At 67.2% G+C, this 13,145-nt stretch carries 14 protein-coding genes; 8 read left to right on the forward strand and 6 right to left on the reverse strand.

What is annotated here, in order from left to right:
• Nucleotides 1-45 precede the first annotated feature (45 nt).
• Entirely contained in the window at nt 46-507 is a 462-nt protein-coding gene (locus ACTHQV_RS04255) for a peptidylprolyl isomerase (protein WP_242120920.1), read from the forward strand.
• 92 nt (nt 508-599) lie between these two features.
• On the opposite strand, the gene ACTHQV_RS04260 is transcribed toward ACTHQV_RS04255, so the two are convergent.
• Nucleotides 600-1,487: a LysR substrate-binding domain-containing protein gene (locus ACTHQV_RS04260; protein WP_440488532.1), complete on the reverse strand. Its 888-nt coding sequence runs from the start codon at nt 1,485-1,487 to the stop codon at nt 600-602.
• A 276-nt stretch (nt 1,488-1,763) separates the two neighbouring features.
• Between ACTHQV_RS04260 and ACTHQV_RS04265 the strand changes: the two genes are divergently transcribed.
• The 5 genes from ACTHQV_RS04265 (at nt 1,764) to ACTHQV_RS04285 (ending at nt 7,698) form a co-directional block, all read left to right on the forward strand.
• Nucleotides 1,764-4,052, forward strand: a complete 2,289-nt coding sequence (locus ACTHQV_RS04265) for a CDC48 family AAA ATPase (RefSeq protein ID WP_440488533.1) — start codon at nt 1,764-1,766, stop codon at nt 4,050-4,052.
• A 159-nt stretch (nt 4,053-4,211) separates the two neighbouring features.
• Nucleotides 4,212-4,820 (forward strand): class I SAM-dependent methyltransferase, encoded by a 609-nt coding sequence (locus tag ACTHQV_RS04270; RefSeq protein ID WP_440488534.1) that lies wholly within the window; start codon nt 4,212-4,214, stop codon nt 4,818-4,820.
• Nucleotides 4,821-4,859: 39 nt separating this feature from the next.
• A complete protein-coding gene (locus tag ACTHQV_RS04275; RefSeq protein ID WP_440488535.1) occupies nt 4,860-5,939 on the forward strand; it encodes a type III polyketide synthase in 1,080 nt (359 codons plus the stop codon).
• Between the two features lie 29 nt (nt 5,940-5,968).
• On the forward strand, nt 5,969-6,622 hold the full coding sequence (locus tag ACTHQV_RS04280; protein WP_440488878.1) for a methyltransferase domain-containing protein: 654 nt from the start codon (nt 5,969-5,971) through the stop codon (nt 6,620-6,622).
• Nucleotides 6,601-7,698 carry an NAD(P)/FAD-dependent oxidoreductase gene (locus ACTHQV_RS04285; protein WP_440488536.1) on the forward strand — a complete coding sequence of 366 codons (1,098 nt, stop codon included), beginning with the start codon at nt 6,601-6,603 and terminating at the stop codon, nt 7,696-7,698. Before ACTHQV_RS04280 ends, ACTHQV_RS04285 begins: the two co-directional genes overlap by 22 nt.
• Here ACTHQV_RS04285 and ACTHQV_RS04290 read toward each other — a convergent pair.
• Nucleotides 7,674-8,426 (reverse strand): molybdopterin-dependent oxidoreductase, encoded by a 753-nt coding sequence (locus ACTHQV_RS04290; RefSeq protein ID WP_440488537.1) that lies wholly within the window; start codon nt 8,424-8,426, stop codon nt 7,674-7,676. The two genes, ACTHQV_RS04285 and ACTHQV_RS04290, sit on opposite strands and share 25 nt — an antisense overlap.
• A complete protein-coding gene (locus ACTHQV_RS04295) occupies nt 8,423-9,112 on the reverse strand; it encodes a cytochrome b/b6 domain-containing protein (protein WP_440488538.1) in 690 nt (229 codons plus the stop codon). The genes ACTHQV_RS04290 and ACTHQV_RS04295 overlap by 4 nt, the downstream gene beginning before the upstream one ends.
• Before the next feature lie 76 nt (nt 9,113-9,188).
• Here ACTHQV_RS04295 and ACTHQV_RS04300 point away from each other — a divergent pair, with 76 nt between their 5' ends.
• Nucleotides 9,189-9,794 (forward strand): flavin reductase family protein, encoded by a 606-nt coding sequence (locus ACTHQV_RS04300; RefSeq protein ID WP_440488539.1) that lies wholly within the window; start codon nt 9,189-9,191, stop codon nt 9,792-9,794.
• Nucleotides 9,795-9,797: 3 nt separating this feature from the next.
• Here the strand turns inward: ACTHQV_RS04300 and ACTHQV_RS04305 are convergent, their stop codons facing one another.
• Nucleotides 9,798-10,616: a sulfite exporter TauE/SafE family protein gene (locus tag ACTHQV_RS04305; RefSeq protein WP_440488540.1), complete on the reverse strand. Its 819-nt coding sequence runs from the start codon at nt 10,614-10,616 to the stop codon at nt 9,798-9,800.
• Between the two features lie 160 nt (nt 10,617-10,776).
• Here ACTHQV_RS04305 and ACTHQV_RS04310 point away from each other — a divergent pair, with 160 nt between their 5' ends.
• Nucleotides 10,777-11,157 (forward strand): HdeA/HdeB family chaperone, encoded by a 381-nt coding sequence (locus ACTHQV_RS04310; protein ID WP_440488541.1) that lies wholly within the window; start codon nt 10,777-10,779, stop codon nt 11,155-11,157.
• Nucleotides 11,158-11,208: 51 nt separating this feature from the next.
• On the opposite strand, the gene rlmN is transcribed toward ACTHQV_RS04310, so the two are convergent.
• Nucleotides 11,209-12,411, reverse strand: a complete 1,203-nt coding sequence (gene rlmN / locus ACTHQV_RS04315; RefSeq protein ID WP_440488542.1) for a 23S rRNA (adenine(2503)-C(2))-methyltransferase RlmN — start codon at nt 12,409-12,411, stop codon at nt 11,209-11,211.
• Nucleotides 12,408-13,043 carry an NYN domain-containing protein gene (locus ACTHQV_RS04320; protein ID WP_440488543.1) on the reverse strand — a complete coding sequence of 212 codons (636 nt, stop codon included), beginning with the start codon at nt 13,041-13,043 and terminating at the stop codon, nt 12,408-12,410. The genes rlmN and ACTHQV_RS04320 overlap by 4 nt, the downstream gene beginning before the upstream one ends.
• Between the last annotated feature and the right edge of the window lie 102 nt (nt 13,044-13,145).

The following is a 13,145-nucleotide window of genomic DNA, read 5'->3' on the forward strand; positions in this document are numbered from 1 at the left end:
CGGTTCCGGCACCCTAGCTAGGCCCCGACTTTCAAGGAGCTTTTAATGGCCGATACCCCCAGCACGCTCGTGATGACGCTCGACACCGGCGAAGTGCGGATCAAGCTGCGCCCCGATCTGGCGCCGAACCATGTAGAACGCATCGTCAAGCTCGCCGATTCGGGTTTCTATGACGGCGTACCGTTCCACCGCGTGATCGACGGCTTCATGGCGCAGGGCGGCGATGGCGGTCGCGGCGACGGCACCGGCGGATCGAAGGAACCGAACCTCAAGCAGGAGTTCAACGCCGAGCCGCACGTTCGTGGCGTGTGCTCGATGGCACGGACGATGGACCCGAACTCGGCCAACAGCCAGTTCTTCATCTGCCTCGACGATGCGACCTTCCTCGACCGCCAGTACACGGTGTGGGGCGTGGTCGAGAGCGGCATGGACGCCGTCGACGCGCTGCCCAAAGGCGAACCGCCGCGCAATCCGGGCAAGATCGTGACCGCGCGCAGCGAAGCGTAAGCGTTTCGCCCCCCGCTGCCATGCGGCGGGGGGAGTTGTGGAAATGCCGAACCCCGCCTGTGCGGGGGCACGGTCAAGACGCCGGCCTTCTCTTACTCCGCCGGTGCGCCCAGCGCCTGTACCAGCCAGTCGTGGAACAGCTTCACCGGCCGCTGCTGCAACATGCGCGGGCGGCACACGAACCAGTGGCTGTAGGTCGAATCGACCGCGCGGTCGAACAGCGGCACCAGCCGGTCGTCGCGCGCCGTCTCGAAATGCGATTCGAGCATGAAGGCGACACCCAGCCCCTGTGCGGCGGCCTCCAGCATCAGCGTCCCCGAATCGAACCGGTCGATCGCCGCCGGCTCCAAATCGGGCAGCCCTGCGGCGTGCATCCAGTCGGCAAAGGTATCGGGCATGTCGCGGTGGATCAGCGCGGTATGCTGCGCCAGCTGCGCCGGATCGGTGATCGGCGACCGGTCGATCAGCGCCCGCCCGGCAATGGCATAGACGCGGTTGCGATCGAGCCGCCGGGCATAGAGCGCTGGGTCGATCGCATGATCGAGCACGATCGCGACGTCGATGCCCTCACCCAGCCGGCCGAGGCCATGATGCGCGGTATCGAAATCGAGATGCAGTTCGGGATGCTTGTCCTTCAGGTCGCCCATGCGCGGCATCAGCCGCTGGATCGCGAACAGCGGCAGCACGCCGAGCCGCAGCCGCAGCACCTCCACTGCGCCCGACATCTGCTCGACCGCGTCGGACAGCGTGTCGAGCGCCCCCGACAGCAGCGCCAGCAGCCGCTCACCATCGTCGTTCAGCCGCAGCGCCTGATGCCGGCGTTCGAACAACGGCTTGCCGATGAAGCGTTCGAGTGCCTGTACCCGACGGCTGAGCGCGGGTGACGACAGCGCCAGTTCGTCGGCGGCCAGCTTGACCGATCCCAGCCGCGCGACGTGGACGAACGCTTCGATGGCGGTGAGTGGGGGAAGGCGGCGCATCCGGGTCCCTATCTGGTTGCGGTGCGGCGCACGCTGCACCGCGATCGTCTCCGTTGCAACCACCGCCGAAATTAACCATTGCAGTTTTTGCAATATCGATTGCCGCGTTCGCACTTGCAACAAAGTGCGCCGCACTGCACATAGAGCGTGCCTTTCAGGCATCCTCTCCTAAAAACTTTCCGGCCGGTCCTTTGCGATCGGCCTTTTTTTTCGCCTTGTGACCAGCATTGCACCGCCCATATCCGCCGTTCGGAATCGGTCAGCGGGACGGAATGCATGGCGGACAGCGAAACAGGCGGACGGCGGTTGCAGGTGGCGAATGCCCGGCCCGAGGATAGCGGACGCGGCATCGCCCATCTCCCGCGCTCGGTCATGGCGCTGCTCGGCATCAACGAAGGCGATGTGGTCGAGATCGTCGGCAAGAAGACGACGCCGGCCCGCGCCATCGCGCCCTACCCCGAGGACGAGGGCCTCGACATCGTCCGCATCGACGGGTTGCAGCGCGCCAATGCCGGGGTGGGATCGGGCGATCAGGTCGAGGTGCGGAAAGCCGAATCGCGCCCCGCCACCCGCGTCGTCTTTGCCCCCGCCCAGCAGAATTTGCGACTACAGGGATCGTCGAATGCCTTGAAGCGCACCTTTTTCGGGCGGCCGCTGTGCCAGGGCGATATCGTCGCCACCACCGGCCACCAGCGGGTCGACAATCTGTCGCCCAATGTCCGCCGCTATGTGAACGCCCCCGCCTTCTCACTGCAGGAAATCCGCCTGCTCGTCGTCTCCGCCACGCCCAAGGGCGTCGTGCATATCGACGAATCGACCGAGATCGAGCTGCGCTCGGAATATGAGGAGCCGCGCGAGACTCGCCGCGCCGACGTCACCTATGACGATATCGGCGGAATGGGCCAGACGATCGACCAGCTGCGCGAGATGGTCGAGCTGCCCTTGCGCTATCCCGAACTGTTCCAGCGTTTGGGCGTCGATCCGCCCAAGGGGGTGTTGCTGCACGGGCCGCCCGGCACCGGCAAGACGCGCCTCGCCCGCGCCGTCGCCAACGAATCCGATGCCGAATTCTTCCTCGTCAACGGTCCCGAGATCATGGGATCGGCCTATGGCGAGTCCGAAAAGCGGCTGCGCGAGGTGTTCGAGGAGGCGACCAAGGCATCGCCCTCGATCGTGTTCATCGACGAAATCGATTCGATCGCGCCCAAGCGCGGCCAGGTATCGGGCGAGGCCGAGAAGCGGCTGGTCGCACAGCTGCTGACGCTGATGGATGGCCTTGAATCGCGCGCCAATATCGTCGTCATCGCCGCGACCAACCGGCCCGAGGCGATCGACGAGGCGCTGCGCCGGCCCGGCCGGTTCGACCGCGAGATCGTGGTCGGCGTGCCCGACGAGCGCGGGCGGCGCGAGATCCTCGGCATCCACACCCGCGGCATGCCGCTCGACGAACATGTCGATCTGGGCGAGCTGTCGCGCACCACCTATGGCTTTGTCGGCGCGGACCTCGCGGCGCTGACCCGCGAGGCGGCGATCGATTCGGTGCGGCGGATCATGCCGCGCATCGACCTGTCGGCCGGCACGATCCCGCAGGACGTGCTCGACAGCCTGTCGGTGACGCGCGACGATTTCGTCGAGGCGCTGAAGCGTGTGCAGCCGAGCGCGATGCGCGAGGTGATGGTGCAGGCCCCGACCGTCCGCTGGGATGATGTCGGTGGCCTCGACGACGCGCAGGTGAAGCTGAAGGAAGGCGTCGAGCTGCCGCTCAAAAGCCCTGAATCCTTCCGCCGGCTCGGCATCCGTCCGGCCAAGGGGTTCCTGCTCTATGGCCCGCCCGGCACCGGCAAGACGCTGCTGGCAAAGGCGGTCGCGCGCGAGGCGGAGGCGAACTTCATCGCCACCAAGTCGAGCGACCTGTTGTCGAAATGGTATGGCGAGAGCGAGCAGCAGATCACCCGCCTGTTCGCCCGCGCGCGGCAGGTGGCGCCGACCGTCATCTTCATCGACGAACTCGACTCACTGGTACCCGCGCGCGGCGGTGGCCTGGGTGAGCCGCAGGTGACCGAGCGGGTCGTGAACACGATCCTGGCGGAGATGGACGGACTGGAGGAATTGCAGTCGGTCGTGGTGATCGGCGCGACCAACCGCCCGAACATGGTCGACCCCGCGCTGCTGCGTCCCGGCCGCTTCGACGAACTGATTTATGTCGGCGTGCCCGACCGGGCGGGACGTGCGCGCATCCTCGGCATCCAGACGCAGAAAATGCCGCTCGCCGACGATGTCGATCTCGACGTCGTCGCCGGCCGGACCGACCGCTTCACCGGCGCCGATCTCGAGGATGTCGTGCGCCGTGCCGGTCTGTTCGCGCTGCGCGACTCGCTCGACACCCGCGCGGTGACCATGGCCCATTTCGAGGCAGCGCTGGGCGAGTCGCGCGCTTCGGTGACGCCCGAGATGGAGGAGGAATATCGCGCCATGTCGTCGCGGTTGAAGCAGGATGCGTTGTCGATTCAACCGCTTGGCTTCATCACGCCGGGCATGGTCGAGGGGCGGGGGCCGAAGGGATAGCGGCGGGCACGCCGTCCCGCCGGTGGCGGGGCGGCGCCGAAATCGAACACCGTGCGGCGGACCGAAACGCCGAAGCGAAACCGATATGCTTGCAAGTTCGTTTCGCTTTTGCGACGACGCGATGACCATGGCCGCCCGGCCATCCGTTCGAGGATTTCCATGACGACGACTTCCAACGCCGCGACCCGACGGAAGCCGCGCGGCGTACCATCGCCGGCCGGCATTTTCCTCCGTGGCTTCGTGAAGCATCCGGTAATGGTCGGGTCGGTCATCCCCTCGTCGAACCGCCTGATCCGCAAGATGCTGGCCCCGATCGACTGGGCCAATGCGAAGGTCGTGGTCGAATATGGTCCGGGCGTCGGCACCTTCTGCCGCCCGATCCTCGAACGCCTCGCCCCCGATGCGCAACTGATCGTCATCGATACCAACCCCGATTTCATCGACTATCTGAATGCCACGATCCTCGATTCGCGCTTTTCGGCGGTCCATGGATCGGCGGCCGATGTCGAACGGATCGTCGCCGATCATGGCCAGCCGCACGCCGATTACGTGCTGTCGGGCCTGCCCTTCTCGACGCTCCCCTCCGGAGTGGGGGACGAGATCGCCGCCGCGACGCAGGCGGTGTTGCGGCCGGGTGGCGCGTTCCTCGTCTATCAGTTCAACCCGCGCGTCCGCGATTTCCTCGACCGGCAATTCGCGCGGATCGATCACGACATGGAATGGTGGAACGTGCCGCCCGCCCAGCTGTGGTGGGCGTGGAAGGACTGATGTCGTAGCCTTTTGCGCCGCCGGTGCGTTGATGCGGCGATGACCTTATCCGCCGCGCCCGTCGCCTGGCTCAACGCGGTCGCCACCGCAACGCCTACCCACGACATCCATCACGCGTTTATCGACTGGGCGCGTGCGCGATTGCCGCTGCGTGAGGCGCGGCTGTTCGACCGGATGGTAGAGAGTGCCGGGATCGGGCGACGCTGGTCGGTATTGCCCCGCGGCAGCGACGGCGGATCGCCGGTCGCGCCGGGCGGCTTCTATGCCGATGCGATGCCCGGCACCGCGGCGCGAATGCGCGTCTACGCCGACGCCGCACCGGCACTGGCGCTGTCCGCAATCGAACGGCTTGCTGCGCAGCATCCGCTGGGCACCATCACCCATATCGTTGTGGCCAGCTGCACCGGCTTCGTTGCCCCCGGCATCGATCAGATCATCGCCGCGCGGCTCGGCCTGCCGCCCACCACCGAGCGGCTGCTGATCGGCTTCATGGGTTGCTACGCCGCCGTCACCGCGCTGCGCAGCGCGCGCCACATCGTCCGTTCCGAACCCGATGCGCGGGTGCTGGTCGTCACCGTCGAGCTGTCGACGCTGCACCTGCAACCGGCGGTGACCCTCGAACCGTTGCTGGCGATGCTGCAATTCGGCGATGGTGCGGCGGCGGCGCTGGTGACGACCGACGCGTGCGGCGTCGCGATCGAGACACCGTTCGCTGCCGCGCTGCCCGATTCGGCCGAACTGATCCGCTGGGACATCACCGATGCCGGCTTCGCGATGCATTTGTCGGGCGAAGTGCCGGCACGCATCGCCACCGCGCTTGCCGATCCCGGTTTCGCGGCGGCGGCGACCGGCGGGCGGTCGCTCAGCGAGGTCGACGGCTGGGCGGTCCATGCCGGCGGACGCTCGATCCTCGACGCGGTCGAACGCAGCCTGTCACTGTCGCCCGACGCGCTGAACGCCTCGCGCGGCGTGCTGGCGGCGAACGGCAATATGTCGTCGGCGACGCTGATGTTCGTCCTTGCCGACCTGCTCGCCGGGCCACCGGTATCGAGCGGCATCGCGCTCGCCTTCGGCCCCGGCCTTGCCGCCGAAGGCTTCGGCTTCCGGAGCGCGGCGTGAGCTTCGCGCGCGTCCATGCCGAGGAGGCAATGGACGATCCCGCGCTCGACCCCGCCGTCTATGCCGCGGTGCTGCGCGATCTGGCGCGGGTCAACCGGGTGACGATGGCGGCGCGGCCGACGCTCGCCTTCCTGTCGGGGATCGCTCGGCGGGGCGATCGGCTGAAGCTGCTCGATGTGGGATACGGCGATGGCGACATGCTGCGCCGGATCGCGCGCTGGGCTGCGGCCAAGGGGGTGGAGGCGGAACTGGTCGGCATCGACCTGAACCCACGCAGCGAAACCATCGCCCGCGCCGATACGCCGCCCGGCCTGCCGATCACTTACCGCACCGGCGACTATGCCGATCTGGCGGGGCAGGGCTGGGACGTGATCGTCTCCAGCCTCGTCGCACATCACATGTCCCATGACCAGCTGGTCGCCTTCCTGCGCTTCATGGAGGGGGAGGCGGCGCACGGCTGGTTCGTCAACGATCTGCACCGCCATCGCTTCGCGCATCGCGGCTATCCGTTGCTCGCCACGCTGCTGCGCTGGCATCCGATCGTCCGCGCCGATGGCACGCTGTCGATCGCACGCGCCTATCGCCCGTCCGAATGGCCGCCGATCCTTGCCGAGGCGGGGATTGCGGACGCGCAGATGCGGCGGCGTTTTCCCTTCCGGCTATGCGTCGAACGTCGGCGCTGATCGCGGGCGGCGGCCCGGCCGGCGCCGTCGCGGCGCTGCTGCTGGCGCGCCGCGGGGCGCGCCCGGTGCTGCTCGAGCGGTCGCGCGGCACACCCGATGCGCTGTGCGGCGGATTCCTGTCGTGGCGGACGCTGGCATCGCTGCGGCAGATCGAGGTCGAGCCCGCGGGCCATGTCGTCCGCCGCGTCGTGCTGTTCGCCGGGCGCGGACGATCCGAAGCCCCGCTGCCCGCCCCCGCCATCGGCCTGTCGCGGCGGCGGCTCGATGCGCTGCTGCTGGAGACGGCGCAGGCGGCAGGGGCAGGGGTCGAACGCGGCGTGGCGATCCGGTCGGTAGAGGCACGCACCCTCCATACCGCCGACGGCGCCGGACTTACCGGTGATACGCTGTTCCTCGCCACCGGCAAGCACGACTTGCGCGGGGCGATCCGCGATGCCGATCCCGGCCCCGACCCGGCAATGGGGGTACGGGTCCGGCTTGGACCGCATCCGGCGCTGACCCGGCTGATCGGCGATGCAATCGAACTCCACGCCTTTGCCGGCGGCTATGGCGGGCTCGTGGTACAGGAGGATGGCAGCGCCAATCTGTGCATGGCGTTGCGCCGGTCGCGGCTGCGCGCGGCGGGCGATCTGCCCGGCCTGCTGCGCTTGCTGGCGAGCGAATGTCCGGCACTCGGCGAACGGCTGGCCTATCTCGCCGCCAGCCCGACGATCGATGCGGTCGCGAACGTCCCCTATGGCTGGCGTGCGCGCGCGACCGAGGTGGGCGTGTACCGGCTGGGCGATCAGGCGGGGGTGATCCCGTCGCTCGCCGGCGAAGGTATGGGCATCGCCATCGCCAGCGCGATGCGCGCGGTCGCGGCGTGGCAGCGTCGGGGGGCAGCGGGGGCGATCGGCTATCAGCGCGACCTCGCCGCTACACTCCGCCGCCCGATCGCGCTGGCTGGGCTGCTCAGGACGCTCGCCGAAGACCGGCGGGGCAGTGCGTTGCTACTGGCCGGCGGGCGGATGCCATGGCTGGTCGGCAAGGCGGCCGCCTGGACCCGTGTCGATCAGATGCCAGCATACCAGTCGTAACCGGCGACATCCTCCCAGAAGCCGCCCTCGCCGCCCGCAATGGGGTTCAGCGACGCCACCGCCTCGATCCGCTCGACATATTTGGCGTGCTTGTACCCCAGCTGCCGCTCGACCCGCAGCCGCAGCGGCGCTCCGTTCGGCACGCCGAGCAGCCGGTCGTTGAGCGCCCAGGCGAGAATCGTCTGCGGGTGAAAGGCATCGACCAAATCGATCGATTCATAATAAGGCCGCCCGCCGATCGCATCGGCGCAGTGGAACACCAGATAGCGCGCATCGGGCCGCAGCCCGGCAAGGTCGAGGATGCGCGACAGCCGCGGCCCGGTCCATTTGCCGATCGCGCTCCACCCCTCGACGCAGTCATGGCGGGTGATCTGCTGGCGCGACGGCATCGACCGGATCTGATCGAGCCGCAGCGACAGCGGCCGCGCGACCAGCCCGTCGACCGTCACCCGCCAGTCGGCGAAGCGGTTCGCGGCATGTGCGTTGTAATCGGGCGTGTTGGGATTGTTGGTCCCGTTGGCACGGAAGATCGGCGAGCGCTGTTCCGGCCGATATTCGACCGCCAGTGCATCGCGCGCGGTGATCGCCCGCTGCAACCCGCGATGCGCGACCTCCGCCCCGCCCAGTAGCGTCTGCGCCGCCGGCAACTGCGCCACCCGGTCGCACGCTGCGACCAGCCCGCCCGCCCCCACGACCAGCGCGGATCGCCGTGACAGCAGCCGGCTCATTCGGGCACCCGCCAGCGCCCGGTGACCATCGAGCGCATCTCGTTCACCGCCCCCGCCAGGATCACCAGCACCAGATGGACGATCACGAACAGGGTGATGCCGCTGGCGGCGAGGAAGTGAATCGATCGCGCCGACTGCCGCCCGCCGAGCACCTCCAGCAGCCACGGAAACGCCGCGTTCAGCCCCGGCGACATCGCGATGCCGGTCAGGATCACCAGCGGCAACAACCCGAAGATCACCAGCACATAGCTGAGTTTCTGGAGCACGTTGTAGTCGCCCGGCGCCTCCGGATCATGGAAGCGGAACGCCAGATGCGCGCGGATATCGGCGAACAGGTGCGACCGCGACAATTCGCCGCGCCGGATGCGCAGGTCGCGCTGGAAATGCCGGTTGATGAGGCTCGTGACCATATAGGCCAGCAGGCCGAACCCCAGCACCAGCGCAAAGGTCAGGTGCCAATTGCGCGCCAGCGCCAGGTTATAATTCTGCGGGATCGTCACCCATCCCGGAAACCGGTCGAACGTCAGCCAGGCATGGTCGAAATTCGCACCATAGCGCCCCCAATAGAGCCGGGGATGCGCGTTCAGGATCATCAAGCCGCTGCCGATCAGGATGACGACCGCCACCGCATTGATCCAGTGCCACAATCGCGTGGCCAGCCGGTGGCGATAGATCGAACGCGTCATCCCCTGTATCTAGGCCGGATCGTGCCGATTGCGAAGCACGGTTGCGCCATCGGTGCAGATCGTGCGTTGGCGGGACATGACCGATTTCCATTCCTATGCACCGGCCGAGGGCCATCGCCTGCCGCACGACCCGTTCAACGCGATCATCGCGCCGCGTCCGATCGGCTGGATCGCCAGCGTGTCGGCGGAGGGGAAGCGCAATCTCGCACCCTATAGTTTCTTCAACGCCTTCAACTATCGCCCGCCGATCATCGGCTTTGCCTCGACCGGGCCCAAGGACACGCTCGCCAATGTCCGCGCGACCGGCGAGTTCGTCTGGAACCTCGCGACCCGCGCGCAGGCAGAGGCGATGAACGCGACCTCGGCGACGACCGATGCCGACGAGTTCACGCTCGCCGGGCTCGACACGCTTCCTTCGACCATGGTCACTCCGCCGCGCGTCGCCGGATCGCCGGTCCAGTTCGAGTGCCGATCGACCCAGATCGTCCGCCTGACCGACCATGAGGGCGGCGAAATCGATACCTGGCTGGTGCTCGGCGAAGTGGTGCAGGTCCATATCGACCCGGCGCTGCTCGACGACGGCATCTACCGCACCGAACGCGCCCATCCGATCCTCCGCGGCGGCGGGGCGGGGGACTATTTCGAACCCGGCGAACGCTTCGACCTACGCCGGCCGCGCTGACGCTTAGCGATAGGCGCGGACGAAGAACGCCACCGTCACGCTGAACGTCACCAGCAACGTCCACGCCCGCACCTGTCCCGAGGTCAGCTTCACCCCCAGCTTCGCGCCCAGCCAGCCGCCAAGGATCCCGCCCAGCAGCATCGGCACGCACGCCGCCCATGCCACCATGCCGCCGATGACGAACACGATCGCCGCCGCGCTGTTGGCGGTGGCCAGCATCAGCGTGCGCGGTGCCGCCATCGATTTGGGATCGGTCCCGGCGAGCAGGCCATAGGTCGCGGTGACCATCATGCCGACGCCGCCCCCGAAATAGCCGCCATAGATGCCGAGCAGCACCTGTGCGACGACCAGCGACGCCGGCCCGATCGTCACCCGGTCGTGCAGCCACACCGCCGCGCGCTTGCCCGTCGCGATGGCGAGGAAGGCGATCAGCAACAACCAAGGTACGATCACGTCGAACAGGTCGCTGGGCGTCCATACCAGCAACAGGCTGCCGACCAGCCCCGATACGAAGGTGATCGACGCCAGCAGCCGGATCGGCAATCCGCCGAGCGGACCCAGCCCCCGGCGATAGGCCCAGGCGCTGGCGATCGCGCCCGGCTGCAACGCCACGTTCGATGTCGCATTGGCGATCGACCCGGGCAGCCCCAGCGCGATCAGCGCCGGCATCGTCGCGAACGTACCGCCCCCGGCCAGCGCATTCATCGCACCGCCGACCATGCCGGCACCGGCAGCGAGAGCAAGGGAAACGGGATCGACCATCGCGCCGCTAGAGCGCAACCGCCGCCGCCTGTCGAGGCCGTTTCGCGGAGCCGCCGCCATCGCCACGGCCCCCGGACCACCCGCCGGATGAACGTTCCTTCATGCTATACGAGGACCTGTCATGCCCTTGCATGAAAGCTTCGTAATGTCGGACCGGAAGGGAAACAATCCCCGGATTTACGCGATTCCTGGAAGCCTCACATGGAAAGGAGATGGCATCATGAAGAAGATTTTCCTCGCGGTCGTCGCAGCTTCCACCCTCGCCACCGGCAGTGTCGCCGTGGCGCAGCAGGCCAAGAAGCCATGGGTCGCCGAAGCCGCCGAGGTGCCCGGCCGCGCCGGAACCGAACGCACCATCGCCGTCATCAAGAGCGGCAAGAAGCTCGAAACCGTCAGCTGCCGCGACTTCACCGCGCTCGACGAACGCTTCCAGCCCGAAGCGATCCGCTACGCCGCCAACTATGGTCCGAAGGGCAAGCCGCATCCGACCCTGACCGTCGCCGGGATCGAATCGATCCGTCCGGCGGTGGTGGCCAGCTGCCAAGCGCGTCCGGGCGACCATTTCGTCCAGTCGGTCCATGCCGCGCTGAAAAATCACTGATCCCGTACGGCCCGGACGATGGCGTTCGTCCGGGCCGGCGGTCAGCAAAGATTAGCCGACAACCGCCGCCGCCTCGCGATCGCGCTCGGCCCGGCTCTTCTTTTCCGCCGCAGTCTTCAGCTGCCCGCACGCCGCGCCGATATCCTGCCCGCGCGTCCGGCGGACGGGGGCGGAGATGCCGCCTTCGAACACGATGTCGCTGAACGCGCGGATGCGTTCGGGCGTCGAACATTCGTACGGCGCGCCCGGCCACGGGTTGAACGGGATCAGATTGACCTTCGCCGGCAGCTGATATTTGCGCAGCAACCGCACCAGTTCGCGCGCATCGTCGTCGCTGTCGTTCTTGTCCTTCAGCATCACATATTCGAACGTGATGCGCCGCGCATTGTTGGCGCCGGGATAATCGGCGCACGCCTGCAACAATTCCTCGATGCCGTATTTGCGGTTGAGCGGCACGATCTCGTCGCGCACTTCCTTGGTCACCGCATGCAGCGACACGGCGAGGTTCACGCCGATCTCCTCGCCCGCCCGCGCCATCATCGGCACCACGCCCGACGTGCTGAGCGTGATCCGCCGCTTGCTGAGCGCCAGCCCGTCGCCGTCCATCACGACGCTCAGCGCATCGCGCACCGCATCGAAATTATACAGCGGCTCGCCCATGCCCATCATCACGATGTTGGTCAGCATCCGCCCCTCGGGCTGGCTCGGCCATTCGCCCAGCGCATCGCGCGCCAGCATCACCTGTCCGACGATCTCGCCCGGCGTCAGGTTGCGTACCAGCCGCATCGTGCCGGTGTGGCAGAAGGTGCAGTTGAGCGTGCAGCCGACCTGGCTCGACACGCACAGCGTGCCCCGATCGGCGTCGGGGATGAACACCATCTCGTAATCCTGCCCGTCGGGTGAGGTCAGCAGCCATTTGCGCGTGCCGTCGTTCGACACCTGCGCTTCCTTCACATCGGGCCGGCCGATCACGAAGTGCCTGTCCAGCGTCGGATGCTGCGCCTTGGCGATATCGGTCATCGCCGAAAATGCAGTCGCGCCGCGATTGTAGATCCAGTGCCAGATTTGCTTGGCGCGCAACTTGGCCTGTTTCGCGTCGAAGCCGGCGGCTTCGAGCGCGGCGCGAATCTCCGGCTTGGACAGCCCGACCAGATCGGTGCGGCCATCGGGACGCGGCGCCAGTGGCCGCGGAACGGGCACGGGATCGACATGGCCGGGAATCGGCATAGGGGGCATTTCGGAGGTCACGGTCATGCAATCAGCCATTCGGTATTGCCAGAGGGTTCGAGCATTCGGCACATTCGAACGCCATCGACATGGTCGAGCAGATCGCGCGCCGCACGTCCGCCCATCGGGTCCAGTACCAGATCGATGCCCTCGCGTCGGGCGAGTTTGGCAGCCGGTACGAAATCGGCGTCGCCGGCGATCAGGATGATCTGGTCGACTTGGCGCTTGAACGCCATCGCCGCAACATCCAGACCGAGGCGCATATCGACGCCCTTCTGCACGGTCTTGATCTCAAAATCGGCATCGGTCGGAACGAAGCCTTCGTCCAGCCAGCGACGCAATGCGTCCGCTTTCGGAACCCAGCTGACGTCCTCGTTCAACCGGCCCAGCCGCAATGCGACCTTTCGCGCGTCGAGCAGTTTCGTATGGATCGCCTGACGCAATAAGGCCGTCGGTGTCTTGGCGAGGTCCAGCGAGGTCCGCGATACCGGATGGTGCAGCCGCTTAGTTAACGGCGGGCAGTCATAGAAAAAGATGCGGTACAGGCTGGCGGATTCGGTCGGCCGATAGCCGCTCGATACGTCACCGACTGCGACCGGTTCGGATCGATGCCTAATCGCCAGATGCCAGCCGGCAAGATACAGGACCGCCCATGCCACCTGGGCCGGATCGTTCCGGTCAAGATGCGGGAAACTATATCCGAATCGGCGCAGAAAATACGCACCATCGATCACGACAGCCGTCGACATAACGCCATACCG

The organism is Sphingomonas sp. SAFR-052, from assembly GCF_051965015.1.
Lineage (GTDB): Bacteria > Pseudomonadota > Alphaproteobacteria > Sphingomonadales > Sphingomonadaceae > Sphingomonas.